The following is a 23,284-nucleotide window of genomic DNA, read 5'->3' on the forward strand; positions in this document are numbered from 1 at the left end:
TGCGATCTTTTGATTCTGTTTTTAAAAGACAAGATCAAAAGATCGCAGCCTGCGGCAGCTCCTACTAGTATGTGTTTTTTTCAGATTACGCAGTGCCCATGTTTCCCCAAGCCCCCCTCGAACACCTTCATCTGGACTGGCTGAGCGCCGCCGGTATTGAAGTGGCCATCCTGCGTCTCGACCAGATCGACCCGCTGATCAGCGGCAACAAGTGGTTCAAACTCGTCGAACATCTCAAGGCCGCCGAGCGCAACGGGGCCGAAGGCATCATCAGCCTCGGCGGTGCGCACTCCAATCATCTGCATGCGTTGGCAGCGGCGGGGAAACGGCTGGGGTTTAAAACCGTGGGGCTGTTGCGCGGGCATGCGCAGGAAACGCCGACGGTGCAGGATCTGCAGGCGTTTGGCATGCAACTGCACTGGCTGGGTTACGGCGGCTATCGGGCGCGGCACGAGCCCGGGTTCTGGGAACCTTGGCTGGCGCAATATCCATCGCTACACGCGGTGCCCGAGGGCGGCGGTGGTTTGAGTGGTGCGCTCGGTTGTGTTGCGCTGAAGGCGCAGGTTGATGCGCAGTTGAGCGCGTTGGGCTGGCGCAATTATCACGCCTGGTGGCTGGCGTGCGGCACCGGCACGACATTGGCCGGGTTGGTGCTGGCGGAGGCGGGGGCGCATCCGGTGTTCGGCGCGCTGGCGGTGCCGGAAGATCATGGTGTGGCACCCCAGGTCGAGGCGATTTTGCGCGAAGCCGGGATGGCCAATGCGGGGTATGCGTTGATTGAGGCCAGCCGTGGTGGTTTTGCCAAGGTTGATTCGGGGTTGCTGGCGTTTATTGAACAGACCGAACAGGCCAGCGGTGTGCCCTTGGAACCGCTTTATACCGGCAAAGCGTTGCTGGCCCTCAAGGAACAGATAGAGGCAGGCAGATTTGCCAGCGGCACGCGACTGGTCTTCGTCCACACTGGCGGTCTGCAGGGCAGACGCGGATTCAGCACCTATCCCTGACCGCACCCTGTTTCTGTCATATGGAGATCTATTGTGGCGAGGGGATTTATCCCCGCTGGGCTGCGAAGCAGCCCCAATTCAGCCCACACTGTTCAGCCTGACACACCGCGTTTTGAGGTTTTGGGGCTGCTTCGCAGCCCAACGGGGATAAATCCCCTCGCCACAATGGTTTGCATTGCCCCAGATAGATTCCATTGCCAGGCACAATGGTCTGCATTGCCCCAGATAGATCCCGGCAGGTTTACCCGCGCTTCGGCATCATCCGTAGCAACGTGTTATCCCTCACCACATAATGGTGATAGATCCCTGCCAGCGCATGCAGACCGATCAGCCAGTAACCGATCGTGGCGATCAGCACATGCCAGTACTCAATCTGTTTGGCGAAGTCTTTGTTTTCCGCGACCAGCAACGGCAGATCAAAACCATAGAACATCACCTGATGCCCCTCGGCGCTGGTGATCAGCCAGCCAAGTATCGGCATGCTGATCATGAACAGGTACAACGCCCAGTGCATCAGCCGCGCCAATACGGTTTGCCATTGTGGCGAGGCGGGGAAGATCTTCGGTGCCGGGCCGAGGCTGCGCGCGAGCAGGCGAAACCACACCAGCACGAATACGGTCAGGCCCAGCATGTAATGCACTTCACGGATCAGCGTGCGCCCGCCGCTGCCTTTGGGGAAGAGGCCGCGCAATTCCATGCTGGCGTACACCAGCACCAGCAGCACCAACATCAGCCAATGCAGCATGACCGACACGGTGCTGTAACGCGATTCGGAACTTGTCCACGGCATACAGTGTTCCTCTCGGTTCAGGGTTTCATCGCACCGTTTCTCTGACGGCACGCCTTAACTGTAAACCCCCCTGGGCATTTCTGCTGAACGAAACAGAAGTTTTAATGTGCTGTTTTTACAAAGTTATTAGTGTTTGCGGTTTGCGGACTTTAGTGCTGCGGGTGTAACCGGTTGTTGTTTATATCTTGAATCTGTAGAGAGTTTGATTGGCGTTGTTTGATCCGATAATGTTGCGGGCAGTTGTTGCTTTCAAATCGCTTGATTTAATAAGTGATGCTGTTGATAACTTACTTAAAAGGACTTAAAGATGACTTTTTGTATTCTTCTGAATCGCAAACATAGTAAAAACATTGTAAAAAAAGCGATGGCAAAGCCACCGATATCTCGACCGAAGCCCGTGGGCAGCAAACCGCCAGTAACCCGACCCACCACACCTCCGGTCAAGCCACCCGTGGTTCCGGCCAAGCCGCCAGTCAAGCCGCCAGTCAAACCTGGACCGGTCAAACCGCCTGTGAAGCCGCCGGTCAAACCACCCGTGAAGCCACCTGTCACTCCGGGGGCGCCTGGCACCAAACCACCGGTCAAGCCAGCGCCACCGGGCACCAAACCACCCGTGAATGCCCGTCCGCCAATGCCGTGGCCTACCTTGAACATCAACATTGATCCGGTGGCGCTGATTAACCTGATCAGCGCCCTCGGCAGTATTCGCCAGCCGGATGGATCGACCACACTGAGCGATGGCAGCATCGTCGATGCCGGAAAAACCAAAGTTACCCGCCCCGACGGGATCATTCAGCATGCTGACGGCCGGGTCGAGCATCCTGATGGCCGCATCGTTTGGCCGGATGACACCGTGGAATATCGAGATGGTCGTATCGTCTGGGCTGACGGCACCGAGCAACTAGCGGATGGTTCGATTCGTTATCCCGATGGATTGAAATATGATGCAGATGGCAATCTTGTTGTTGATTGAATGTTACTGTTTTGATTTGAAAGACTGTTCGGCTTTAACAGCTTGAAACCGATCAGGTGTTTAATGTGATCAATAAAAAACCGCCAACTTTTTATCAGTTGGCGGTTTTTTTTACTCTACCTTAATCGTTTTGCGGCATCTCACCCTTGGCCAGGCGCTTGTTGATGTCAGCAATCACTTCCGGCAGGTCAGTGATGGTGTCGATCATGTAGTGCGGACGCGAGCCTTCGAAAAGGGCGTGGATACGCTTGCGCTCAGTGGCCAGTTCATCACTGCCCAGTGCGCGGAAGCCCTCGTAATCGAGGCCCAGCGCATTGCCCGAGCAGATCAGCGCGACCGTCCACATCCCGGCGCGACGGCCTTCGAGGATGCCCGGCACGGTGTCGTCGATCTTCACGCAGGCGCCGACGTCGTCGATGCCCAGTGCAATCACGTTGGCCAGCGCCTGAGCCGGCCATGGGCGACCGTTCGGCACTTCGTCGGTGGCGACCACGTGGTCGGCGACGTAACCGTTGGTGGCGGCCAGTTCGACGACTTTGTCCATGACCTGTTTCGGGTAGCCGGAGCAGGAACCGATCTTGATCCCTTGCTGACGCAGGGTGGCGATGGTTTCCAGCGCGCCGGGAATCAGCGCCGAGTGCTCGGCGATCTTCTCGATCTGCAACGGCATGAAGCGGTTGTAGATCGCGGTGACGTCATCATCGGTCGGCGTGCGGCCGAAAACCTTGCGATAACGCTCGGCGACTTGCGGCTGATCGCAGAGGGTGCGGATGTGGTCCCACTTGCCCATGCCCATCGGGCCACGGGCTTCTTCGATGGAGACTTGTACGTCGAATTCGGCGAAGGCTTCGACGAAGATTTGCGTCGGCGCGAAAGAGCCGAAATCGACCACGGTGCCGGCCCAGTCGAGGATGGCGGCTTGCAGCTTGCTTGGATTGACGTAGTTCATGGCAACAATTCCTAGGGAGAACGAGCTATTCAAAAGGTTCGGCGATCCTGTGGGAGCGGGCTTGCCCGCGATGGGGCCCTTTCAGTCGACATTTGTGCTGAATGTCAGACCGCTATCGCGGGCAAGCCCGCTCCCACAGGGATCGAGTCGGTTCAGATGTCGAGGACTTCCATCTCGCGCAGTACTTCGCCGACCGCCGCCACGGCCTGGCGCATTTCGTCCGGGCTGACGTGGCCGATGCAGCCGACGCGGAAGGTTTCGACTTGAGTGAGCTTGCCCGGATAAAGGATGTAACCCTTGGCCTTGACCCGTTCGTAGAAATCCTTGAACTGATAACGCGGATCGCTCGGTGCATGGAACGTGGCAATAATCGGCGCCTGAATCGCTGCCGGCAGAAAGCTGCGCAAACCCAGCTTGCCCATCTCTTCCATCAGCGCCTGGCAGTTGGCGGCGTAACGCGCATGCCGCGCCGGCAAACCACCTTCTTCGTTGTATTGCAGCAGGGCTTCGTGCAGCGCCGCGACCACGTGGGTCGGCGGGGTGAAGCGCCATTGACCGGTCTTCTGCATGTAAGCGTGCTGGTCGAACAGGTCCATCGCCAGCGAATGCGAGTTGCCGGCCGCAGCGGCCAGCGCCTCTTTGCGGGCGAAGACAAAGCCCATCCCCGGCACGCCTTCCAGACACTTGCCAGACGCGGCGATCAGCGCGTCGAACGGCACCTTCTGCGCGTCCACCGGCAGCGCGCCGAAGGAGCTCATGGCGTCGATGATCAGGCGTTTGCCGTGTTGCGCAACAACCTGGGCGATTTCCGGCAGCGGATTAAGAATCCCGGTACTGGTTTCGCAATGAATCAGCGCGACGTGAGTGATATCAGCGTCGGCGCGCAGCAGACGATCGACGTCGGCGGCGGTGGTCGGTTCGTCTTCAGCGGTTTCAAAGGTGCTGAACGAGCGGCCAAGTACTTCGCAGATTTTCGCCAGGCGCTTGCCGTAGGCACCGTTGATCAGCACCAGCACTTTGCCGTCACGCGGCACCAACGTGCCGATCGCCGCCTCGACGGCAAAGGTGCCGCTGCCCTGTAACGGCACGCAATGGTGAGTGGCGGCGCCGTTGAGGATCGCCAGCAATTGTTCGCACAGGCTGGCGGTCAGTTGATTGAAGCGGTCATCCCATGACCCCCAGTCGACCATCATCGCCTGGCGGGTGCGGGCCGAAGTGGTCAACGGGCCGGGAGTGAGCAGGATGGGTTCGGCAATACTCATTCGTGTGTCCTCGGATAGCGCTGTGGGATGAAGCTACGGGGCATACGTTGCAATTCGCCGTTGCATCAATCAAATTGTTTGTTGTTATGCCAGCCATCAGTGAGAGTTATTCATGAACCTGTTTCAACTGCGCGCCTTCGACGCCGTGGCCCGCGAAGGCAGCTTCACCCGCGCCGCTGCGCGGTTGTTCATCAGTCAGCCGGCGGTCACCGGGCACATCAAGGCCCTGGAGGAGCACTACCAGATCACCCTGTTGCGGCGTACCGCGCGACGGGTGGAGTTGACGGAGGAGGGCACCAAACTCGCGGCGATCACCCGTGCGATGTTTGGTCTGGCAGAAGAGGCGCAGGCGATGCTCGAAGCCAACCGGCAACTGCTCACCGGTCGGCTGGAAGTGGCAGCGGACGGCCCGCATATGGTCATGCCGATGCTCGCCAGCCTGCGCGCACGCTACCCGGGCATCACGGTGAATTTGCGTTTGGGCAATGCCCAGGAAACCTTGGCGGCGTTGTTGTCGGAACACGCGGACGTGGCCGTGCTGACCGAGGTTGAACCGCGCAAGGGCCTGCACCTGCAAGCGCTGAGCGAATCACGAATTTGCGCGTTGGTGCCGGCCGCGCATCCATGGGCAACGCGCAGCGGTGAGGTGAAACTCAAGGAACTGGACCAAGTGATCATGGTGCTGCGTGAGCCGAGCTCGATCACCCGGCGTACGTTTGACGACGCCTGCGCGCAGGCTGCTATTCATCCACGGGTGTTGCTGGAACTGGACAGCCGCGAGGCGGTGACGGAAGCCGTGGCCGCGGAGCTGGGCGTGGGCGTGGTGTCATCGGTGGAAGTCAGCCATGACCCGCGCGTGGTGGCGATTCCGATCGTCGGGGAGGGGTTGGTCAACCGCCACATGATTGGCTGCATGGAACGGCGCCGGGAGTTGCGCTTGATTCAGGCGTTTTTCGGCCTGGCACCGGGCTGAGTCAGGCGATTGCCAATTGCGGCTGCGCGGGCAGGGTCGCTGTACGTGTTCGGCTGATTTCGATTCTCGGGTAATCCGCTTGGCGCAATTGCATGGCTTCAAGCTGAGTCAGCGCGGCGTCGGGATTATTCAACGGCAGCGTTTGCAGCAGCTTTACATCGAGATTCCACCACTGACTCTTGAGCAGCCTTTCGATGGTCTGCGGGTCATGCCGGTACTTGATGATTTTCGCCGGGGTGCCGGCAACGATCGCGTAAGGCGGTACATCCTGGGTCACCAGCGCGCGCGTCGCAATAATTGCACCGGTGCCGATCTGTACGCCTTCCAGAATCATCGCGCTGTGACCGATCCACACGTCGTGGCCAATCGTCACGTCGGCCACCACCGGGTCGAACGTCAGGGCCGTGTCGGTGTACTGAAAGGGATGTGAGCTCAGCCAGTCGGTGGGATGCGAACTCTTTTGCTGGCCGATGAAGCAGCGCGTGCTGATCGAGCAGAAGCGACCGATGGAGGACACGGCAGACAGCACGCAATCACTGCGGATGTAAGTGTGCGCGCCGATCGCCAAGCGTTTCGACTCGATCACGACATGGCCGATGCTGACGTGTTCTTCGAGTGTCAGGATCGAGCGTTTGTGCAACGAAGACATGCCGCCGGCGACTTTGCAGTCGTGCTGGCGAATCCATTTCTTCCAGAGGTGATCACGAACCAGATTTATTATTTTTTTCACGATGCGTACTTGGATTCCGTGGCGCTTATCAGCGAGTGGTACTGAGAAATATCCTGTCACAGGTGCCTTGGCGCCAGTGTAGCCGACGATCTCGATTCGCCTTAACCGGAAAATGCCGAATCAGCTCAGACTTTCGCGCACCATTTCCAGAAATGTCGCCACTACTCGCCGCGAACTCTGTTCGCGCAGGCACACCAGTGTTTCCGTCAGCCGTCGCGTGCAGTCGATGATCGGCAACGCACACACCCGCGAGTCCGCGCCGAATTCCGCCGCCGACACCACGCCGACGCCAATCCCCACCACCACGGCTTCACGCGCCGCTTCACGCCCCTCGACCTGAATCGCCGGGCGAATGCGAAACCCGGCCCGGGCCATTTCCTCTTCCAGTGTCTGCCGCGTTACCGAACCGTGTTCGCGCAGCACCAGCGGCGTGTCGTCGAGATCCGCCAGGCAGATCGACTCGCGCTCGGCCCACGGATGATTGCGCGACACAAACGCGACCATCGGATCGTTACGCAACGGAACACAGAGCAGGCGTTCATCGCTGACGTCACGCCCGAGCAGCGCCAGATCGGCCTGATAGTTGAACAGGCGAAACAGCGATTCGTCGGTGTTGCCGGTCTCGATCTTCACGCTGATCCCCGGATAGCGCTCGCAGAAGCGCGCGATCTGCGGCAGCACGTGCACCGGCGCATCCACCGCGAGAATCAGGCTGCCGGTCTGCAAGGCCTGGGATTCCTGCAGCAATTCCTGCGCTTCGGCTTCAATTACAAACAGCCGTTGCGTGATCGCCAGCAAGCGCTCGCCCAAATCGGTCAGGCGCACGGAACGTTTATTGCGGTGAAACAGCAAGACACCGAAACGCTCCTCCAATTTGCGCACCTGGTCGGATATCGCTGGCTGCGTGAGAAAAAGGCGCTCGGCGGCTTTGGTGAAGCTTCCATGCACGGCCACCGCGTGGAAGGCTTTGAGTTGGGCGTGGGAGACTGCCATGGCGACTCCTGGTGCGGGGAAGGCTCAGTAACAAGCTGAGCTTATGTGTGAAATACGATAAATCGATTTTATTTATTAAACAGTAATTGCTTTGATCGGCTCACGCCATCGCTGACTGCTCGGTCGAGCAGCAAGATTGGCCATGAGCCTGTGCGTGCAACAGCAGGCCTCATCTGACCGGTATCGCCACAGGGAAGGGTGGTATCGCAGTGCTCAACAATAAAAACACAGGCGTTTTGCTTAACGATTCTGCCGGCACACTCACACCCTGAGGTCAGAACCACAATGAACAAGCACATCGGCACCATCGCACGTTGGCGCGTGCAGATTTTCGCGATTACCTGGCTGGCGTACGCCGCGTTCTACTTCACCCGCAAAGCCTTTTCGGTGGCCAAACTGGGCATCGCCGAAGACCCCACCTTCATGCTCGATAAAATGGCCATGGCCAACCTCGACGCCATCTACCTGGCGGCGTATGCCGTGGGCCAATTCACCTGGGGCATGCTCGCCGACCGCTTTGGCCCACGGGTCGTAGTACTCGGCGGCTTGCTGATTTCCGCCGCAGCGGCGCTGGTGATGGGCAGTTACGCGACGCTACCGATCTTCGCTACGTGCATGCTGATACAAGGTTTGGCGCAGTCCACCGGATGGTCGGGGTTGTGTAAAAACCTTGGCAGTTTCTTCCCCGCCAAACAACGCGGACGGGTGCTGGGTTTGTGGAGTTCCTGCTACGCGTTTGGTGGTCTGGTGGCCTCGCCGTTTGCCGGCTGGTGGGCGTACACGCTGGTCGGCAGTTGGCACGCGGCGTTTATTTCCAGTGCGGTGGTGGTCGCCGTGGTCGCGGTGTTGTTCTTTATCTTCCAGCGCAACAAACCGGAGGACGTCGGCCTGCCGGAAGTGGATCCAGAGCCGATACTCAGCGCCGCGGAAATCGAAGCCAACAGCAAGCTCAGCGTCTGGGAACCATTGAAGGAAATCCTGCGCAACCGCACGGTGCTGGTCCTGGGCCTGGCGTATTTCATGTTGAAACCGGCGCGTTACGCGATTCTGTTGTGGGGCCCGGTGATCGTGTTTGAACAGATGCCAAGTGTCGGCAAGGTCGGCGCGGCGATCATTCCCACCTCGTTTGAACTGGCCGGGTTGCTCGGGCCGATCTTGATCGGTCTGGCCTCGGACAAACTGTTCGGCGCCCGGCGCATGCCGGCCTGCGTGCTGAGCCTGCTGGCGCTGACCGTGACGCTGGCGCTGTTTATGGGCGCGCTGCACACCGGCAGCGTGTTGCTGGTGGTCGCGCTGTTGTTTGTCATGGGCCTGACTTTGTACGGTCCGGATTCGATGATCAGCGGTGCGGCCGCTATCGACTTCGGCAAAGCCAAGGCCGGCGCCACGGCGGCCGGTTTCGTCAACGGCTGCGGCTCGGTCGGCGCGGTGCTCGGTGGTTTGCTGCCGGGTTACTTCGACTCAGTGACGGTGTTTATCGTCTTCGCCGGTTGCGCGCTGTTCTCGGCGCTGGTGCTGATCCCTCACTGGAACAGCCGCCCGGTCGGCGTGATGGAGCCGCGCGCCTCGATTCCCAATTGCCGGTTGACGATCAAACCCCTGCGTTCCTGAAACCCCTTTGCCTCGCGGCCTGCTGCGGCATTCGCGGCAGGCTGTGACGTGGCCCACTGACTGGAGAAAACCCATGAGACCGTTTTGGCTGGAGCAGGCCTTGCAGGCTGACACGTCGCCGACGTGCCCGTCGCTGCAAGGCGAAGTACGCACCGACGTGTGCATCGTCGGCGGTGGTTACACCGGGTTGTGGACAGCGATCATGCTCAAGCAGCAGAACCCTGAACTCGATGTACTGCTGATCGAAGCCGATATCTGCGGCGCCGGCGCCAGTGGCCGTAATGGCGGCTGTGCGCTGTCGTGGTCGGCGAAATATTTCACCCTTGAGCGCCTGTTTGGCGTCGAAGAAGCGGTGCGTCTGGTCAAGGAGTCGGAGCGCAGCATCCACGCCATTGGCGAGTTCTGTGAACAGTACGGCGTCGATGCCGATTACCGTCTCGACGGCACGCTGTACACCGCGACCAACCGCGCGCAGGTCGGTTCGACGGATGCAGTGATCGCCGCTCTGGAGCGTAACGGCATCAACTCGTTCACCCAGCGGCCGGTCGCCGATGTGCAGCGCATGGCCGGTTCTGCCAAACATCTGGAGGGCTGGTTCTCGCCGGCCGCCGCCAGCGTGCAACCGGGCAAACTGGTGCGTGGCTTGCGCCGAGTGGCGCTGCAATTGGGGGTGAAAATCCACGAAAACACGGCGATGACCGGGCTGGAAGAGGGGCGCCCGGCGCGTCTGCAGACGCCGCAGGGCAACATCGTCGCCGACCGCGTGGTGCTGGCGATGAATGCCTGGATGGCTCGCGCCTTTGCGCAGTTCGAGCGCAGCGTGGCGATTGTTTCGAGCGACATGCTGATCACCGAACCGCGTCCGGATCTGTTGCAGGAGATTGGTTTGACCAGCGGCGTCAGCGTGCTTGATTCACGGATTTTCGTGCACTACTACCACAACACCCCGGACGGCCGGATCATGCTCGGCAAGGGCGGCAATACTTTCGCGTTTGGTGGGCGGATGCTGCCGGTGTTTGATCAGCCGTCGCCGTATGCCGGATTGCTCAAGCGCAGCCTCGATGACTTCTTTCCGGCGTTCAGTGATGTGAAGGTCGATGCGACGTGGAACGGGCCGTCAGATCGCTCGGTCACCGGGTTGCCGTTCTTCGGCCAGATGAGCAGCAGCGGCAATGTGTTTTACGGGTTTGGTTATTCCGGCAGCGGGGTAGGGCCTTGTCACATGGGCGGGCAGATTCTGGCGTCGCTGGTGCAGGGCCTGGACAATCCGTGGACGCGTTCGCCGATTGTTAATGGACCGCTGGGGTATTTTCCGCCGGAGCCGATTCGTTACCTCGGCTCGCTGATGGTGCGCAACGCCATCCGCCGCAAGGAACGCGCCGAAGATCATGGCCACCGGCCACGGCATCTGGACGTGCGCCTGGCAAAATTCGCCGCTGCCGCTGGCAAAGCCGACAAAGCCTGAAACCCCAGACACACCCCCCTGTAGGAGCTGCCGAAGGCTGCGATCTTTTGATTTTGTTTTTTTAGAATCAAGATCAAAAGATCGCAGCCTTCGGCAGCTCCTACAGGGAGGGTCAGGTGCGGTTCAGTAGCCAATCGAGCAACAGGCTGTTTTCGCCCGTTTGCAGTGTTTGTTGCCGTGGCACATCGCGTTGCGTACCCAGACACAAAATCGGTCGATCCGGATCGCTGTCGAGAAAACTCACCCACACCTCGCTGCCCGTGCGGGGCAGTTCGTGGGCCGCGAGGCGGCCGTGGGCGTGGGTCAAGGCGATCGGCAGCCATATACCCTGATCGTCGCCGACGGCTGACGCCGGCCACACACTCACGTTGATCCGCCCCTGCTCATCGAGACGGGCCGGCAGCCCGGTGGGGCCGAGCACGCGGGCCAGATGATAGCCGGGAATTCGCGGTCGGGCTTGCTTGAGCGGCGGACGAAAGTCGGTCGACCAAGGCAGGGCACTGAAGTCGTTGTGATAGCGGTACTCGACTGGCGTAGGGTCAAGAATCGATGGCTGTTGCCCGTGATGACGCAGTTCAGTGATCAACCACTGTTCGTTGAACCCGCTGACAGGGTGCCGGGTCACCTGCAGCAGATGGCCACTGCGCAGTTGACGGCTGTCGCTGCGGCCATGGATCGAACGATATTGGCAGCGCTGGCGCTCCAGATGGCGGCGACTGCGCTGTTCGGCATGGCGCTGTTGCGCGGACATCGTGCTTACACTCGGGGCGGCGACGGTTTGATTGGCAGCGTCTTCGCCGCCAGCCTGTTGTCCACGGTTTCGGACATCGTGCTGAGGCACTGATGGCGCAGCATCGTGTCGTTGAAACAGACTGTTTACCCGTGGCGTTTCCCCGTCGTCGGTGTTGAACGGAATCAGCACCAGCGTCTGTGGCAGGCTCAAACTGTCGTCGGCAAACACCACGACATGCCCCTCAGGACCGTGTTCGAAGTGATAGTGGATGCCTTCTTCTTCGCACAATCGCTGCAGCAACGCCAAGTCGCTTTCTTCGTACTGGATGCAGAAGTCGCGCGGTGGATAGTGGCCGACGGTCAATTCGATGCGAAAACTGTCGGCCGGCAGGTCATGCTCCGCTAGCAGCTGCGCGATGATCGCCGGCACACTCGACTGCACAAACACTCGACGAACCGGCGACTGCGCCAGACGTTGCAAGTGTGGCACCAGGACCAGGCGATAGCCGACGCGATGGCTACCCCGATGGTCGCAAGTGACGCAATGGATCACGCCATGAACGCCTTGCTGTTCACCCATGCGCAGAAAAGCAGGCTGATGCAGCAACGCGTCCGGCGGTATCGCCGGCGCCAGGCCAATGACTTCCACGTCAAACCGGAAAGGCTGATTCAGTGCTTCCTCGCCACTGAAACGCAGCACCGGCAGGCGTAACTCGCCATCGGTCAGGGTCAGGGTGAACGGACTTTCCTTGTCATTGAGCATTCGCACAGGTTCTGTCAGGCAATACGGACGGCAGAGGGTACGAAACCGCAGCGCTGAATAGTCATCGCAAGAGGCCTTTTCAGAATCGCCCTACAACGTGTGGTGAAGATGTCGATTCGCCAATCAATATTTTTGGTCGATTGCCGACTTTAGGCCGTATAAACTTGGCGCCACGCGTCGGCCAATAGATGTCTCGGCGCCACAGATCAAGAGAGTGAGTAATGGGCGCACAGTGGAAGGTTAAACACAAAGAAGCGGCAGCCAACGCCAGGGGCAAAATCTTCGGCAAACTGGTGAAAGAAATCACCATTGCTGCGCGCAACGGTGCCGATACCGCCACCAACGCACACTTGCGTCTGGTGGTTGAACAGGCCAAGAAAGCCTCGATGCCGAAAGAAACCCTCGACCGCGCCATCAAGAAAGGCGCCGGTCTGCTGGGTGAAGCGGTGCAATACCATCGCGTGACCTACGAAGGTTTCGCCCCGCACCAGGTGCCGCTGATCGTCGAGTGCGTGACCGACAACGTCAACCGCACCGTGGCAGAAATCCGCGTCGCGTTCCGCAAGGGCCAGCTGGGCGCTTCCGGTTCGGTCGCGTGGGATTTCAACCATGTCGGCATGATCGAAGCCTCGCCGGACACCCCGGACGCCGATCCGGAAATGGCCGCGATCGAAGCCGGTGCCCAGGATTTCGAGCCGGGCGAAGACGGCGCCACGCTGTTCATCACCGACCCGACTGACCTTGATGCCGTGCAGAAAGCGTTGCCGGAGCAAGGCTTCACCGTATTGTCGGCCAAGCTTGGCTACCAGCCGAAAAACCCGGTGACCGGGTTGAGCGATGAGCAGATGGCTGAAGTCGAGGCGTTCCTCGAAGGCCTCGATAACCATGATGACGTGCAGGATATGTTTGTCGGTCTGGCTGGCTGATTTGTTTCGCCAGTGATGGGCTCATCGCGGGCAAGCCCGCTCCCACAGGTTTTTGCGCAGTTCACATATTTTGTGCACGACACGGACACTGTGGGAGCGGGCTTGCCCGCGATTGACCGCGCAGCGGTCACAGATTTTCAAGTTCGCGCAACACTTCACTGAACCCCGGTCGCGCCAGCACCTGCGCCTGGCAGCAACGCCGTTCCAGCTCCTCCCAAAGTAAACGCTGTTCGGCACTCAGCCCCGAATCGATACGCGCCAGCAATTCCCCCAACAAGATCCCGAACGCGCGCACCTCAATGCGCTGCAGCGCCCGTGTCTGTGCGTTATCGGTGGTGGCATGGAACGACGCCCCGCCAAAATCCCCCAGAAGACAATCGCCCCGGTCGTTCAACAAAATGTTGTGCCCGTACAGGTCACCGTGGGTAATGCCTTGCTCATGCAGATGTTCCGCTGCCGAAGCAATGCCCTTGGCAACGCGTAAGGCAACCTCGGCCGTGAAGCGCAGGTCATCGGCATAAACATCCCGCGAGCACGAGGCCAGGCTTGGCAATCCGGCGAGGTTGTGAAAACTCAGGTCAATCAGTTGCATCACCAGCCCTTGCTGACCCTCGGGGTGACCGTTGATACGTCCTTCAACACGGATCAGGTTCGGGTGCAAGCCAGCGGTAATGCACGCGTTCATCTCGTGCAACGGTGAGCCGTCGCTGGTCATTTCACCTTTGTACAACTTCACCGCGACCGGTTTCAGCGAGCCATCGGCTTGCTGCCAGTTCGCCCGGGAAATCACCCCGGAGGCGCCTTCGCCGAGTTTCTGCTCCAGGCGCAATGCCGACCAATCAATCAGCGGCGTGGCTTCCAGTGCGGCGGCATCGGCTTCGGTTTCCAGCGGATTACCGGCGTAGGCCAGCCATGTCAGGCTCGGCAAGCTCAGCAGCCACTGCGGCAGTTCACTTAACTGGTTGACCGAGATGCGCAGCAGCTCCAATCGATGGCAGTTGCGCAGCGATTCAGGCAGCGCTTGCAGACGATTGCCCGAGAGCATGAGTTTTTGCAGATAAGGGCGCTCGCCCAATTCAGTCGGCAGGGTTTCGATGCAGTTGTCGGTCAGGATCAACCAGCGCAGCAGCGGTGGCAGCGCGGCGCCGGGGACTTCGACGATGCGATTGGCCTTGAAGCCGACCATCGTCAGCGCCGCACATTGGCCGAGGCAGGCGGGCAGTGCGGTGAAAGGATTGTCCGAGCAAAACAGCACGCGCAGGCGGGTCAGGCGATGCAGATCATCCGGCAGGCTGCTGAGTTTATTGCCGCTGAGGTTGAGGATTTCGAGGGTGTCGGCCAGCTCGAAAATCTCGCGCGGAAACTCGGTCAGCCCGCAAGACAGATCCAGTCGCGTGATGCCCGACAACTCGCCGGCGCGTAATTGAGCAAGGGTGTGCATGTAGGTGTTCACTTTTTGAAAAAGGCCAGTGGCGCGAGGCGCTGGGGAATGGGCGCCATGATAACGGCAAAGCCTTGATTTGAGGCTGCTCAGATCCAGTAGACACCCCACACCCTGTGGGAGCGGGCTTGCCCGCGATGAGGCCCTTTCAATCGAAATAGATGTTGAATGTAAGTCCGCCATCGCTGGCAAGCCAGCTCCCACAGGGTTTTGGGGTGTCAGGCGGGGTCGTGGATAACCTGTAGCTGTCCTAACCGGCTACGCGTGCGCCCCAGGTCGATCGCATCGCCGCCAAGGCTTTCGCACAGCGACTGTCGACCGATCAGTGTCAGGTGTTTGTCCTGGTCGTAGAGCACGTCAATCAGGTTGATGAAGCGTTGTTGCGCGGCAATCGAGCAGTCGCCCAGCAGCGGTAAATCGTCAATCACCCAGTGGTCGAAACGCCGGCACAACTGCAGATAGTCCATCACTGCGGTCGGCTGCTCACACAGATCAGCGAACGTAAACGCCACGCGTCGGCCTTCACTCAAACGTGCGCGAAACTGCCGGGTACCGACGGCCAGCGACAGCGGTGGCGCATCTTGCGTCGGCAGATCCAGAGCCTGGCGCTGGGCCGCTGTGCCCGGCCACACATAATGGCCGTGGGTAAAAACCTGGTGTTCATGGTTGCGCGCGAGACTGCGGTAATCATGCGGGCCGCCGACTTCCATCACCTGCATGCGCGTATTGATCAGCTCGATCACCGGTTTGAAACGCGCGTGATAGAGCGGATTGGGCAGTAAACCTTCGGGCGGATAGTTGGAGGTCACCAACAACAGAATGCCGCGCTGGAACAGTGCCTTGAACAGCCGGGTGATGAGCATCGCATCGCCGATGTCATGCACATGAAATTCGTCGAAACACAGCACCCGACAGTCCGCCAGCAATTCATCGAGCGTGGTGGCGAGGGCATCGTCCTGCTCGCGATGGCTGAACATGCCCTGATGCAATTGCGCGAAGAATTGATGGAAGTGCAGACGGCGTTTCTCGGTGATCGGCAATGCCTGGAAAAAACCGTCGAGCAGCCAGCTCTTGCCGCGCCCGACCGCGCCGTACAGGTAAAGACTCGGCGGCGTGCGCGCCGTGGCACCGAACAGCAGGCTGGCCTGCTGCGCCATGCAATCGATCACCTGTTGCTGGCTGTGGCTGAGGGTATAGCCCTGATTGTGTGCCTTGTGCCGAAAGTAATCGCGGATCGACTCGGCGCTGGCGTCATGCCCGGCGCTGGCGTGCATGTTTCGGCCGAACAGGCGGCGCAACGTCGACCAGCGTTGCTTCAGTCGAGTGGATTTTGGCGGTCGGGCGGGCACGCTGGGCTGACTCCGTATTGGTCGAACCGGCTCCACGGAGCGCGGCGGCCTAGTGTAACCAGACGCAAAGTAATGCTTCCAGCAGCTCTGCACGGGAGTGGGCGATCACTGAACAGTATTTTGCCGGTTGTATAGCTATTGGCAGTGGCCATTGCGCGGTGTGGTCAACCTTTCGAAACATATCCCGCCGGTTGCATGGATCCAATCGACTGGCGCAATCGCCGTGTGTTGCTAACCTGAAACACAGTAACGACAACGCAAGCGATCGCTGACAAGGAATGGAGCAGTGAATGCACGGGTGGTCATGGGCCTGCTGGGGGTGCTGGGCGCACCGGTCTACGCGGCGGATCTTCAAGTCGAAGTGCGCGTCGATGTGCAACGTGGCTGCCAGTTGATCGGCCAGCAACGTGAAGCGGGAATCGAGCAACTCGGTGTGCTGGATTTCGGCAGCACCGCGCGCCTCGATGATCCGGCCGGGCTGCTGGGCGCGGCGTTGACCAATCAACGCCTGCCACGGCTGGAGTGCAACCCGGACACGCCGTATCAAATGCGCGTCGATGGCGGTCTGCATGGCGGTGTCGGTGAGGTTCGCTACATGCTCGGCGGGGCGGACAGCCAGCCGATTCCGTACCGCCTGTATCAGGACGCCGCGCGGCGGATTCCGCTGGTGGTGGATGTACCGGTCAGCGGTCGAGTGCCGGACACTGGCACGGTGGAATTGCCGCTGTACGCGCGGATCGAGCGTCTGGCGCAGGTGCCACGGGTCAGCCGCTATTCGGATCTGATCAAGGTCACCGTCACTTGGTGATCAGCGCATTTTAACGGGCAACCCTGAGGATTCGGGTTGTGCAGCAATGGCGTTCAATGATGAACGCAGGGGTTGGAGTCACCTGAAGGAGTAGGGACGGGCGCATGACAGGCAAGTACTGGATGGTCATGGCGGCAGGTACGCTGGCATTACTCGCGGACGCTGCGCAGGCAGCGGTCAGCGGGCAGATTCATGCGCGGCTGACCCTGATTGCCGGCTGCGAAGTGACCAATAGCAGCAACCCGTCCAGCCCGGTCGGTGAGCTGGGCACCCTCGATTTCGGTCTTCAGGGCCCCACCTGGAACGCGCCGATCAAGGCCAGCCTCGATGGCGACAGCAGCGGCAAACTCAATGTTGCCTGCAACCCTTCGGTCACCGGTTTCACCGTCACCATCGACGGCGGCACCCACGGTGACGGCAATACCCGGCGCCTGAGTAACGGCCGCCAGACCATTCCCTATCAGCTGTTCGTCGATCCCTCCGGTGCCCGGAGCTACAGCATCGGCCAGCAACACAATTTCGCTGTTACCAGCGGTGCGCAGATACCCATTCCGGTATTTGGCTCGGTGGTGGCGAATACCCGCGCGGTACCGGCAGGGGTCTATACCGACACCCTGACGGTGACGCTCGACTGGTAACCCCGTAGAGGACGGACACCATGCGTACGTTTGCATCAAGGATAGGTTTGTCGCTGCTCGGCCTGACGCTGGTTTCCAGTGCCAATGCCGCCACCACGGTCACCGGCCAGATCACCTCCAGCCTGATCCTGATCAGCAGCTGCCAGGTCAACGGCGCTGGCGGCTCCACCGGGCTGAACTTCGGTGCATTGAACTTCGGCACCGCCAATAGCCTGTTCACCACGGCCACCGGGCAAGTGCTGGGCGGCGGTGGCGGGGCGCTGTCGATCCTGTGTTCGAGCGGCACCACGCCGACGGTCAAGGTGCGCGCCGGGGCCAACGACGGCAAATCACCGGGCGGTACGCGGGCGTTGTACGACGGCGTCGCCAACTATGTGCCGTACGACTTGTACACCGACGCCGGGCACTCGCAGCTGCTGGCGATTGACGGCACGATCAACCTCGCCGCCAGCAGCGGTGTCGCGCAAACGGTGAACATCTACGGTCAGGCGGTGGGCAAGGCCGGTCTGCCGGCGGGTACCTACACCGACACCGTCGCTGTCGAACTGACGTTCTGATGCCATGCGCCGGCAGGGATGCGCCGCGCTGCTCCTGCTCTGTGCGGGCAGTGCGCCGCTGACGCTGGACGCGGCGACGAGCCAGAGCTTTCAGGTCAGCGCCACAGTCACCGCTGGATGTCTGGTGGTGGGCGGGGTGTCCAACTATGGCGGGCTGAATTTCGGCTCGCGCTCAGCCTTGGCCACCGGCACGGTGCAGGTCGCGCTGACGGGCGGGGTGCAGCTGCAATGCACGCCGGGGGTGACGTTGAACATGAGCGTCGATGGCGGCCAGTACAACAGCAGTGGCCGGCACATGCAGGTCAACAGTGGCACGGCGCGGGTGGCGTATGCGCTGTTTCGCGATGCGGCATACAGCCAGAGCCTGGGCATCGGTCAGAGTGTGGCGGTGGCCTACAGCGATGCGAACAACATCAGCCTGCCGATTTACGGTCAGGTGCAATTGCCGGGCAACCAGCCCGGGGGGACGTACAGCGACGTGCTGCAGGTGCAGCTGTCGTGGTAAGCGCCGTTTGAATGGCTGACGAGGAGCAGGTGTATGGGGGCAGTTACATTCATTGGGCGTGCGTTTTTTGCGCTGCTCGTCCTCGGGGCAGGCTATGCGCACGCTGCCAGTTCGGTGCTGATCTGGCCGATCGATCCGGTGCTGGAGGCCGATCAACAGGCCAGCGCGTTGTGGCTGGAGAACCGCGGCAACGAGACCGCCAATCTGCAGATCCGCGTGTTCGGCTGGAGCCAGAGCGGTTTCGAGGAGCAATACCAGAATCAACGTGACGTGATCGGCAGCCCGCCGGTGGCGAAGATCGAGCCGGGGCAGAAGCAGCTGGTGCGCCTGACCCGTACCAAAGAAGTGCCGCCGGGGCAGGAACTGGCCTACCGGATCATCATCGACGAAATCCCCTCGGCGCAACCGCCCTCGGCAGACGGCGGCAAGACAGCTGCTGCGATCCGCTTCCAGATGCGTTATTCGGTGCCGCTGTTCGCCTACGGCGCCGGGCTGTGGAGCAAAGAGGACAGCACCCGCCCGCGCGACCCCAAAGGCATTGGCCTGCCGCAATTGAGCTGGCGCACCGTGGCGGTGGACGGCAAGCCTTATGTGGAAGTGCGCAATCAAGGTGCGGTGCATGCGCGATTGACCGATGTCGCGATCAAACAGGGCGGGCAGAGCAAACCGCTGGCGGAAGGGCTGCTGGGTTATGTGCTGCCGGGCGCGGTGATGCGCTGGCCGGCGCCGGCACCAGCGGCGGATGCGGCGTTGCAGGTGCGGGTCAACGGCGCGCCGCAGGTGCAAAACATCAGCCCGGCAAAGTAAGCAACGGTCCGGGTTTCATGTAGAGGTTTTGTGGCGAGGGAGCTTGCTCCCGCTCAGGCGCCAAGCGGTCGTAAATCGAGCCTGCGCGCTGTCTCTGGATAGACCGGATGGGGCCACTGCGCAGCCCGGCGGGAGCAAGCGCTGGCCACAGAGATTGCGTCGGGCCCGATAGACACGGGCTCGGCCACCGCAGTATCAGGAGGATTCAGTCCATTGACGGACGTAATACGTGTATGAGCCGAGGATTGGCTCGCCGTCTTCAGCGTCCGTTGTGGCTCATGACCGGCGCGTGTTGCCTGGTGCTCATTTCACCACTGGAGGCCGGCGAACTGCCGCCGCCACCCAGCGGCATGGAGGCCGTCAGTGATGCTCAGTTGTTTCTCGAACTGGTGGTCAATCAGATGAACACCGGGCGCGTGGTGGCGGTGCAGCAACGCGGCGGACGCCTGTTTCTGCCGACCACGGCGTTACGTGAAACCGGGATGGCCCTGCCTGAAAATGTCGGCGCCGAAGTCGACCTCGACAGCCTGCCGGGGCTGCACAGCGATTACGACAGCGTCGGTCAGCGCCTGCTGCTGGACGTGCCGCCGGACTGGTTGCCGGAGCAGTTCATCGGCAATCGCCAGGCCTATCCACGAACCCCGGCCCTGAGCAGTTTCGGCGCGCTGTTCAACTATGACCTGTACCTCAACGACACCGACGACGCTGGCACCTACCTCGCCGCGTGGAACGAAGTGCGGGTGTTTGACAGTTGGGGCACGCTGTCCAATACCGGGCAATACCGGCGCACGTTAGCGGGTGATTCGCTCAGCACGCTGAATAACGGCTACCTGCGTTACGACACCACCTGGCGTTACTCCGATGACGAGCGAATGCTCACCTATGAAGCGGGCGACGTGATCAGTGGCGCCTTGCCGTGGAGCAGTTCGGTGCGCTTGGGCGGCGTGCAGTTCTCGCGGGACTTCGCGGTGCGGCCGGACCTGGTCACGTACCCGTTGCCGCAATTCGCCGGTGAAGCGGCGGTGCCATCCTCGGTGGATCTGTTCATCAATGGCTACAAGTCCAGCAGCGCCGAGTTGCAGCCGGGCCCCTACACCCTGACCAACATTCCGTTCATCAATGGCGCGGGCGAAGCCGTCGTGGTGACCACCGATGCGCTCGGTCGGCAGGTCTCGACCACCGTGCCGTTCTATGTCACCAGCAGTCTGCTGCAAAAGGGCTTGAGCGATTTCTCGGTGGCCGCCGGCAGCTTGCGGCGCGACTATGCCCTGAAGGATTTCAGTTATGGGCCGGGCGTCACGTCCGGCAGCCTGCGCTATGGCGTCAGCGACAGTTTCACCCTCGAAAGCCATGCCGAAGCCTCCGACTCACTGACCCTCGGCGGCCTCGGTGGCAACCTGCGCCTGGGCAATTTCGGCGTACTCAACAGCGCCATGAGTCAAAGCCGTTTCGACGGCGAGGGCGGTCAGCAATTAAGCCTGGGTTATCAGTACAGCAACCAGCGTTTCAGCTTTTCCTATCAGCGCCTGCAACGCCACGATCAATACGCCGACCTGACCGTGGTCGACAGCCCCTATATCAGCCTCAGCCGGCGCAGCGAACAGGCGACACTGAGCCTCAATCTCGACCGCTGGGGCAGCCTCGGCGCCGGTTATTTCGATGTCCGCGCAGCCGACGATTCGCGCACACGCCTGCTCAACCTGAGCTGGAGCAAACCGCTGTGGCGCAACAGCAGCTTCTACCTGTCGGCCAATCGCGAGATCGGCGACAGCAACTGGGCGGTGCAGGCGCAACTGGTGATTCCGTTCGATCTGCGCGGCAGCCTGGCGATCAGCAGCGAACGCAGCAAGACCGGCCAAAGCCAGCAACGGGTCAATTACAGTCGCGCGGTGCCGAGCGAGGGCGGGGTAGGCTTCAATCTGGGTTATGCCAAGGGTGATGGCGCCGATTACCGTCAGGCCGACGTCACCTGGCGTTTGCAATCGGTGCAATTGCAGGCCGGTGTCTACGGCACCTCGGACGCTGAAACCCGGTGGGCGGATGCCAGTGGTTCGCTGGTGTGGATGGACCGCCAGGTGTTCGCCGCCAATCGCATCGATGATGCGTTTGTGGTGGTCAGCACTGATGGTTTTGCCGACATTCCGGTGCGCTACGAAAACCAGCAGGTCGGCCAGACCGACAAGAATGGACACTTGCTGGTGCCGTGGAGCAGTGCCTATTACCGTGGCAAATACGAAATTGATCCGCTGAACCTGCCGCCGAATGTGCGCAGTCCCAACGTTGAGCAACGCATTGCCGTGCGCCGAGGCAGTGGCTATCTGCTGGAGTTTCCGCTGAGCCGGATCGTCGCGGCGAGCATCGTCCTTGTCGACGCCCAGCAACGCGAGTTGCCGCTGGGCGCCGGGGTCGTGCATGAGCAGAGCGGCACGCGGACCGTGGTCGGTTGGGACGGCCTGGTCTATCTGGAAAACCTTGAGGCGCAGAACTCATTGCAGGTGACCCTGGCCGACGGCAAGACCTGCCAGGTGCAATTCAACGTCGACATGAACCAGAACCAGGTGCCGTTGATTGGCCCGTTGGTGTGCCGATGATCAGTGCGCGGTTTTGCCTGTGGCTGGCGCTGATGCTGCCGGGGGCCGCTCAGGCCCTGTGTTCGGTGGTGAGTACAACGCCGGCGGCCTTCGGCACGATCAGTTCGATCGCCGTACGCACGACTTCGCAGCCCAGTTCGACGCTCAATGGCGGGTTGAGCTGCACCGGTTCACTGCTGTCGTTGCTGACCAGTAGCGACCACTTCTGGGGCACCGTCTCCTCGACTCAAAGTGGCCTGGTCGGGCCGACGGGCGACGTCATCAATTACACGCTCTACGCCAACAACAGCACCAGCTACCCGCTGACCCGTGGCACCGCTTATGACTTCGCCCGCAACGGCATCATCGATGCCTTGGGCCTGCTCAACGGCACCACGCCGAAAACCGTGCCGCTGTACCTGAGGACAACCATTGGCAGCAATGTTGCCGCCGGCGTATACACCGAGACCCTGAGCATCTTCTGGAACTGGAATTACTGCTCGGGGATCGGCATCGGTGCCATCTGCGTCGGGCGCGATATCAATAACGGCACCACGACGCTGACGGTCAACCTGACCGTTTCCAACGATTGCACGATTACCGCGCCGAACATCGCCTTCGGCAGCGCGCCGGTGATCAGCGCCTTCACCCCGGTGACCGGGCAAACCATCAATCTGGCGTGCACCAAGGGCAGCGCCTACACCGTGGGCTTGAGCGACGGGCAAAACGCGGCCAGCGTCGGCGGGCGCCGGCGAATGATTTCCGGGAGCAATTATCTGGCCTACGACATTTTCAAAAGCGCCGGCACCACGCGCTGGGGCAGCGTCGGCGCGGCGCGACGGGCGAGTACCGATGCCGAGGTCAATCCCGGCAACGGCCAGGGCACCGGCAGCCAGATCTTCAACTACAACGCGAAAATCTACACCGACCAGACCACGCCACCGGCGGGCACCTATTTGGACAATGTGGTGCTCGATGTCGGTTTTTGAACCTTCGCGATATTGCCTGATAACCACAATCCCTGTGGGAGCGGGCTTGCCCGCGATAGCGGTGGATCATGCAAGATAAATGTTGAATGTGCCGGCCTCATCGCGGGCAAGCCCCACAGGTAAGTCTCAAGCCTTCGACAAATCCATTCTGTACCCCGCCCCCGGCACGCCTTCATGCATCGCACCCTGAATATCCGCGTACAAGGCGTTCGCCTCGCCGGTGGTAATAGAACGCGAACAATCACGCAGCACCACATGCAAAAGCACGTTCTCCTGACCCGGCAGCATTCCGAGTCGCTCAATGGCTTGCGCCGGTAAATCCGAACGATGCCAGCGCCCCTTGATTCGCATCTCCTCAATCCATCCAGAGCAATCCCCTGCCGCCTGCAACATTCTTTCGGTCAATACTTCTTCACTCAATCCCGGCGTTACTGCCATTTTTTTTTTTC

General features: G+C 60.8%; 22 protein-coding genes and 1 pseudogene. 13 read left to right on the forward strand and 10 right to left on the reverse strand.

Features of this window, described 5'->3' with window-relative positions:
• Positions 1-98 precede the first annotated feature (98 nt).
• The gene (locus EJA70_RS27120; protein WP_158835025.1) at positions 99-1,004 is read left to right on the forward strand and encodes a 1-aminocyclopropane-1-carboxylate deaminase/D-cysteine desulfhydrase; all 906 of its coding nucleotides are present in this window, start codon (positions 99-101) and stop codon (positions 1,002-1,004) included.
• Between the two features lie 241 nt (positions 1,005-1,245).
• Here EJA70_RS27120 and EJA70_RS27125 read toward each other — a convergent pair whose 3' ends face one another.
• Together EJA70_RS27125 and EJA70_RS27130 are read right to left on the reverse strand one after the other, a co-directional pair.
• Positions 1,246-1,794 carry a cytochrome b gene (locus EJA70_RS27125; RefSeq protein WP_158835028.1) on the reverse strand — a complete coding sequence of 183 codons (549 nt, stop codon included), beginning with the start codon at positions 1,792-1,794 and terminating at the stop codon, positions 1,246-1,248.
• Positions 1,795-2,085: 291 nt separating this feature from the next.
• Positions 2,086-2,448, reverse strand: a complete 363-nt coding sequence (locus tag EJA70_RS27130; RefSeq protein ID WP_158835031.1) for a hypothetical protein — start codon at positions 2,446-2,448, stop codon at positions 2,086-2,088.
• On the opposite strand from EJA70_RS27130, the gene EJA70_RS27135 reads away from it, so the two are divergent.
• Entirely contained in the window at positions 2,441-2,767 is a 327-nt protein-coding gene (locus EJA70_RS27135) for a hypothetical protein (RefSeq protein ID WP_158835033.1), read from the forward strand. The genes EJA70_RS27130 and EJA70_RS27135 overlap by 8 nt on opposite strands.
• Before the next feature lie 121 nt (positions 2,768-2,888).
• Here EJA70_RS27135 and phnX read toward each other — a convergent pair whose 3' ends face one another.
• Both phnX and EJA70_RS27145 read right to left on the reverse strand, forming a co-directional pair.
• Positions 2,889-3,716, reverse strand: coding sequence for a phosphonoacetaldehyde hydrolase (gene phnX / locus EJA70_RS27140; protein WP_158835035.1), 828 nt, complete (start codon positions 3,714-3,716; stop codon positions 2,889-2,891).
• Between the two features lie 152 nt (positions 3,717-3,868).
• A complete protein-coding gene (locus tag EJA70_RS27145) occupies positions 3,869-4,978 on the reverse strand; it encodes a 2-aminoethylphosphonate--pyruvate transaminase (protein WP_158835036.1) in 1,110 nt (369 codons plus the stop codon).
• 112 nt (positions 4,979-5,090) lie between these two features.
• On the opposite strand from EJA70_RS27145, the gene EJA70_RS27150 reads away from it, so the two are divergent.
• Positions 5,091-5,951, forward strand: coding sequence for a LysR substrate-binding domain-containing protein (locus EJA70_RS27150; RefSeq protein ID WP_008087877.1), 861 nt, complete (start codon positions 5,091-5,093; stop codon positions 5,949-5,951).
• A gap of 1 nt (position 5,952) precedes the next feature.
• On the opposite strand, the gene EJA70_RS27155 is transcribed toward EJA70_RS27150, so the two are convergent.
• Entirely contained in the window at positions 5,953-6,681 is a 729-nt protein-coding gene (locus EJA70_RS27155; RefSeq protein WP_178117012.1) for a CatB-related O-acetyltransferase, read from the reverse strand.
• Positions 6,682-6,801: 120 nt separating this feature from the next.
• On the reverse strand, positions 6,802-7,674 hold the full coding sequence (locus EJA70_RS27160; protein WP_008087873.1) for a LysR family transcriptional regulator: 873 nt from the start codon (positions 7,672-7,674) through the stop codon (positions 6,802-6,804).
• Between the two features lie 285 nt (positions 7,675-7,959).
• On the opposite strand from EJA70_RS27160, the gene EJA70_RS27165 reads away from it, so the two are divergent.
• Complete coding sequence (locus tag EJA70_RS27165; RefSeq protein ID WP_158835038.1) at positions 7,960-9,285, forward strand: MFS transporter; 1,326 nt, start codon at positions 7,960-7,962, stop codon at positions 9,283-9,285.
• Positions 9,286-9,358: 73 nt separating this feature from the next.
• The gene (locus tag EJA70_RS27170) at positions 9,359-10,750 is read left to right on the forward strand and encodes an FAD-dependent oxidoreductase (protein ID WP_158835039.1); all 1,392 of its coding nucleotides are present in this window, start codon (positions 9,359-9,361) and stop codon (positions 10,748-10,750) included.
• Between the two features lie 112 nt (positions 10,751-10,862).
• Here EJA70_RS27170 and EJA70_RS27175 read toward each other — a convergent pair whose 3' ends face one another.
• Positions 10,863-12,245, reverse strand: coding sequence for a type VI secretion system Vgr family protein (locus tag EJA70_RS27175; RefSeq protein WP_158835042.1), 1,383 nt, complete (start codon positions 12,243-12,245; stop codon positions 10,863-10,865).
• Positions 12,246-12,466: 221 nt separating this feature from the next.
• On the opposite strand from EJA70_RS27175, the gene EJA70_RS27180 reads away from it, so the two are divergent.
• Entirely contained in the window at positions 12,467-13,171 is a 705-nt protein-coding gene (locus EJA70_RS27180) for a YebC/PmpR family DNA-binding transcriptional regulator (RefSeq protein ID WP_008077979.1), read from the forward strand.
• Positions 13,172-13,298: 127 nt separating this feature from the next.
• Here the strand turns inward: EJA70_RS27180 and EJA70_RS27185 are convergent, their stop codons facing one another.
• Together EJA70_RS27185 and zapE are read right to left on the reverse strand one after the other, a co-directional pair.
• Entirely contained in the window at positions 13,299-14,612 is a 1,314-nt protein-coding gene (locus EJA70_RS27185; RefSeq protein WP_158835045.1) for a leucine-rich repeat-containing protein kinase family protein, read from the reverse strand.
• Positions 14,613-14,830: 218 nt separating this feature from the next.
• The gene (gene zapE / locus EJA70_RS27190) at positions 14,831-15,961 is read right to left on the reverse strand and encodes a cell division protein ZapE (RefSeq protein ID WP_158835048.1); all 1,131 of its coding nucleotides are present in this window, start codon (positions 15,959-15,961) and stop codon (positions 14,831-14,833) included.
• 286 nt (positions 15,962-16,247) lie between these two features.
• Here zapE and EJA70_RS27195 point away from each other — a divergent pair, with 286 nt between their 5' ends.
• The 7 genes from EJA70_RS27195 to EJA70_RS27225 all read left to right on the forward strand — a co-directional run bounded on the left by EJA70_RS27195 (position 16,248) and on the right by EJA70_RS27225 (position 22,835).
• Positions 16,248-16,769 carry a spore coat U domain-containing protein gene (locus EJA70_RS27195; RefSeq protein ID WP_158835051.1) on the forward strand — a complete coding sequence of 174 codons (522 nt, stop codon included), beginning with the start codon at positions 16,248-16,250 and terminating at the stop codon, positions 16,767-16,769.
• 104 nt (positions 16,770-16,873) lie between these two features.
• Entirely contained in the window at positions 16,874-17,407 is a 534-nt protein-coding gene (locus EJA70_RS27200; RefSeq protein ID WP_158835054.1) for a spore coat U domain-containing protein, read from the forward strand.
• A gap of 20 nt (positions 17,408-17,427) precedes the next feature.
• Entirely contained in the window at positions 17,428-17,964 is a 537-nt protein-coding gene (locus tag EJA70_RS27205) for a spore coat protein U domain-containing protein (protein ID WP_158835057.1), read from the forward strand.
• A 4-nt stretch (positions 17,965-17,968) separates the two neighbouring features.
• Entirely contained in the window at positions 17,969-18,469 is a 501-nt protein-coding gene (locus EJA70_RS27210) for a spore coat U domain-containing protein (RefSeq protein WP_158835071.1), read from the forward strand.
• A gap of 33 nt (positions 18,470-18,502) precedes the next feature.
• Positions 18,503-19,276, forward strand: a complete 774-nt coding sequence (locus tag EJA70_RS27215; RefSeq protein ID WP_158835088.1) for a molecular chaperone — start codon at positions 18,503-18,505, stop codon at positions 19,274-19,276.
• Between the two features lie 233 nt (positions 19,277-19,509).
• Positions 19,510-21,867, forward strand: a complete 2,358-nt coding sequence (locus EJA70_RS27220) for a fimbria/pilus outer membrane usher protein (protein WP_158835091.1) — start codon at positions 19,510-19,512, stop codon at positions 21,865-21,867.
• Complete coding sequence (locus EJA70_RS27225) at positions 21,864-22,835, forward strand: spore coat U domain-containing protein (protein ID WP_008082057.1); 972 nt, start codon at positions 21,864-21,866, stop codon at positions 22,833-22,835. Before EJA70_RS27220 ends, EJA70_RS27225 begins: the two co-directional genes overlap by 4 nt.
• Positions 22,836-22,961: 126 nt before the next feature.
• Here the strand turns inward: EJA70_RS27225 and EJA70_RS27230 are convergent.
• Positions 22,962-23,284, reverse strand: a pseudogene (locus EJA70_RS27230) (hypothetical protein); the annotation flags it as partial.

The sequence above is a fragment of the Pseudomonas sp. PB103 genome (assembly GCF_009764635.1).
In the GTDB taxonomy this organism is placed as follows: Bacteria; Pseudomonadota; Gammaproteobacteria; order Pseudomonadales; family Pseudomonadaceae; genus Aquipseudomonas.

Bases quoted from the DNA above. Each gene is read 5' to 3' on its own strand.
- EJA70_RS27120 (WP_158835025.1), top strand. From the start codon at position 99: ATGTTTCCCCAAGCCCCCCTCGAACACCTTCATCTGGACTGGCTGAGC.
- EJA70_RS27125 (WP_158835028.1), bottom strand. From the start codon at position 1,794: ATGCCGTGGACAAGTTCCGAATCGCGTTACAGCACCGTGTCGGTCATG.
- EJA70_RS27130 (WP_158835031.1), bottom strand. From the start codon at position 2,448: ATGTTCAAGGTAGGCCACGGCATTGGCGGACGGGCATTCACGGGTGGT.
- phnX (WP_158835035.1), bottom strand. From the start codon at position 3,716: ATGAACTACGTCAATCCAAGCAAGCTGCAAGCCGCCATCCTCGACTGG.
- EJA70_RS27145 (WP_158835036.1), bottom strand. From the start codon at position 4,978: ATGAGTATTGCCGAACCCATCCTGCTCACTCCCGGCCCGTTGACCACT.
- EJA70_RS27150 (WP_008087877.1), top strand. From the start codon at position 5,091: ATGAACCTGTTTCAACTGCGCGCCTTCGACGCCGTGGCCCGCGAAGGC.
- EJA70_RS27160 (WP_008087873.1), bottom strand. From the start codon at position 7,674: ATGGCAGTCTCCCACGCCCAACTCAAAGCCTTCCACGCGGTGGCCGTG.
- EJA70_RS27165 (WP_158835038.1), top strand. From the start codon at position 7,960: ATGAACAAGCACATCGGCACCATCGCACGTTGGCGCGTGCAGATTTTC.
- EJA70_RS27170 (WP_158835039.1), top strand. From the start codon at position 9,359: ATGAGACCGTTTTGGCTGGAGCAGGCCTTGCAGGCTGACACGTCGCCG.
- EJA70_RS27175 (WP_158835042.1), bottom strand. From the start codon at position 12,245: ATGCTCAATGACAAGGAAAGTCCGTTCACCCTGACCCTGACCGATGGC.
- EJA70_RS27180 (WP_008077979.1), top strand. From the start codon at position 12,467: ATGGGCGCACAGTGGAAGGTTAAACACAAAGAAGCGGCAGCCAACGCC.
- EJA70_RS27185 (WP_158835045.1), bottom strand. From the start codon at position 14,612: ATGCACACCCTTGCTCAATTACGCGCCGGCGAGTTGTCGGGCATCACG.
- EJA70_RS27200 (WP_158835054.1), top strand. From the start codon at position 16,874: ATGACAGGCAAGTACTGGATGGTCATGGCGGCAGGTACGCTGGCATTA.
- EJA70_RS27205 (WP_158835057.1), top strand. From the start codon at position 17,428: ATGCGTACGTTTGCATCAAGGATAGGTTTGTCGCTGCTCGGCCTGACG.
- EJA70_RS27210 (WP_158835071.1), top strand. From the start codon at position 17,969: ATGCGCCGGCAGGGATGCGCCGCGCTGCTCCTGCTCTGTGCGGGCAGT.
- EJA70_RS27215 (WP_158835088.1), top strand. From the start codon at position 18,503: ATGGGGGCAGTTACATTCATTGGGCGTGCGTTTTTTGCGCTGCTCGTC.
- EJA70_RS27220 (WP_158835091.1), top strand. From the start codon at position 19,510: ATGAGCCGAGGATTGGCTCGCCGTCTTCAGCGTCCGTTGTGGCTCATG.
- EJA70_RS27225 (WP_008082057.1), top strand. From the start codon at position 21,864: ATGATCAGTGCGCGGTTTTGCCTGTGGCTGGCGCTGATGCTGCCGGGG.